Here is a 2,472-nt window from a genome sequence, read left to right as displayed (position 1 = left end):
TTCAAAGAACTACTTGGTCGCTCATTTGCGACTTCCTTATGTTAACATCTTCGTTAGTTAATGTCAACTAAGTTTTTTATTTCGTTTGCCGCGTTCTGCGTTATTGCATCGGCGACTTGTTCTATATTACACCTCTAACCTACAATCGTCAATACGTTTTTATAAAAAACTTCATTTTTTATAAATCCTATTTACGTTATTAATTTATATACCTCTTCTATAAGAATATATAAGCAACCCATAAAACACTATATGGGTTGCTATTCCATCATAAAAACTATTGTTCTTTTGAAGGTACCGAACAACTTTCATCCGTACAAGACATATCGCTTGCACCTTCTGAAGAAAGCTCTTGTAACTTAGATGCAGGATTCTCTTCTTCCCACACTTGCTGAAGTGCACCAACAAAAGTTTCAAGTGGTTGCGCACCTGAAATAGCATACTTTTGATTAATAATAAAATAAGGCACTCCTGAAATTTGATATTGCTGAGCAATCGCTTCATCAATTCTAACATCATTTGCATATGCATTTTTATCATGAACAACACGTAAAGCTTCTTGCTTATCTAAACCTGAAGCTTCAGCGATAGTAGCCAGCGTATCCATATCACTTAAATTTCTCGATTCAGTGAAATATGCAAAAAGTAGATTTTCCGTAATCTCTTTTTCTTTCCCTTGATCCTTTGCAAACTTTGCAAGACGATGCGCATCAAAAGTGTTCGTCGGCTTCATTTCATCAAAATTAAAACTTAAACCCATACTAGCTGCATGATTTCCTAGTTGTACATTATTACGCTTAGCTTCTTCAATACTAATTCCATACTTTGATGCAAGTACTTCATTAATACTTGTTCCAGAATAGATTGGAGCATTTTGGTCTAATTCAAAACTTTTAAACTCAACTTCAACATCTTTCTTATGTGGAAATTGCTCTAAAGCCATTTCTAATCTACGTTTCCCAATGTAGCAAAATGGGCATACAAAATCTGACCATACTTCAATTTTCATAGAAACACCTCATTAACATGTAGTTTTCAATTATTGTAGCATTGGCAATAAGGAATTCAAAAATTTATGCTTCAAACCTTATATACTACAAACTAAAATAAGTTTTTAAATAGAAAAAACGATAATCAAAAGTATAAAAACATTTCCTTCTGATTATCGTATATACAAATCTAAAACAATCTAATTACGCTGGAATGTATCTTCCCACGAACTTCCATACGGTATTCCAATATTTATTCGAATCTATCTTCTCAGCTTCTCCATGTCCAGCACCTGGAACAATTAATTTCTCTTTTTCTACTTTTGCAGCATTATATACTTCATCTAACATTTCATAAGGAACGAATGTATCAGCATCCCCATGAATAAATAGCATAGGTGTTTTACTTTTCGCAACTTGCTTAATGGCTGAAGCCTCTTCTAAATCATATCCTGCTCTTAATTTTGTAACTGTATTTGCTGCATTCATAACAGGAAACTTCGGCAAGTGGAATAAATCTTTTAGTTGATACGTAAATTCATCAATAACAGTTGAGTATCCACAATCCTCAATAATAACTTTAACGTTAGAAGGTAAATCTTCACCTGAAGTCATCATTACAGTTGCTCCTCCCATTGAAACACCAAAGAGTGCTATTTCAGCATTAGGGTCTTTCTTTACAATTTGTTGAATCCAAATCAAAATATCTTTACGATCGTGCCAGCCCATCCCTATATAATCGCCTTCACTATTTCCGTGCCCACGAAGATCTGGTGCTATGACATTATAGCCTTGTTCATAAAAATTCCGGATATATTTCGTCATTTTCGACGCCCTACTATCATATCCATGAACTACAATTGCCCATTTATGGCTAGATTTTTCATTGATATATTCATAACCTGTTAATTTCAACTTATCGAAAGAATTTATGTTCAATGTATTAGGTTTATGATTTGAGACAAAGTTCGCATCCTTTTCTTCATTTGTAGCCAACACACCTCCGGATGCATTCACAGTTTCCACTAAATGAGGATTATCCTCTAAAAATTCTTTCTCTTGTTTTGCATTCAATGCATAATTATAAAAATAATTACCGACTAACATATAAGCAATTGCTAGAAGGACTAAAACTACTATAGTAATTACACCTATCTTTTTCATATTATCTCCTTTTTCAAAATTAAATCTTCTTATATTCAAGTACTCAAAAAAACAACTGCACTATTTTAACATACCGACAGATCGCTTCTACAAAAAATAAAATACAAAATCTTAAACTACACATTAAAAATAATGAAGGAAAATGAATATGAGGGGATCAAAAGAATAAGGATTACTTACTTGAGGCTAATAAGAAGTTTAAAACACAAAAAAGACGAGTCATTCTGACTCGTCTTAAGATCGCTTGGCGACGTCCTACTCTCACAGGGACAAGGTCCCAACTACCATCGGCGCTAGAGAGCTTAACTTCCGTGTTCGG

2 protein-coding genes and 1 rRNA gene are annotated in these 2,472 nt (G+C 33.6%); all 3 read right to left on the bottom strand.

The window, feature by feature from the left end; genetic code table 11:
* Window positions 1-277 precede the first annotated feature (277 nt).
* Window positions 278-1,009: a DsbA family oxidoreductase gene (locus KVT31_RS29205; protein ID WP_217613692.1), complete on the bottom strand. Its 732-nt coding sequence runs from the start codon at window positions 1,007-1,009 to the stop codon at window positions 278-280.
* A 184-nt stretch (window positions 1,010-1,193) separates the two neighbouring features.
* Entirely contained in the window at window positions 1,194-2,153 is a 960-nt protein-coding gene (locus tag KVT31_RS29200; protein ID WP_217613691.1) for an alpha/beta hydrolase, read from the bottom strand.
* Window positions 2,154-2,395: 242 nt separating this feature from the next.
* Window positions 2,396-2,472, bottom strand: a 5S ribosomal RNA gene (gene rrf / locus KVT31_RS31085); the annotation flags it as partial.

This window comes from Bacillus sp. GbtcB14 (assembly GCF_019091205.1).
Taxonomy (GTDB): Bacteria; Bacillota; Bacilli; order Bacillales; family Bacillaceae_G; genus Bacillus_A; species Bacillus_A cereus_AG.
Note: the sequence above shows the minus strand (reverse complement) of the source record. Positions and strands in the feature narration are given on the sequence as shown.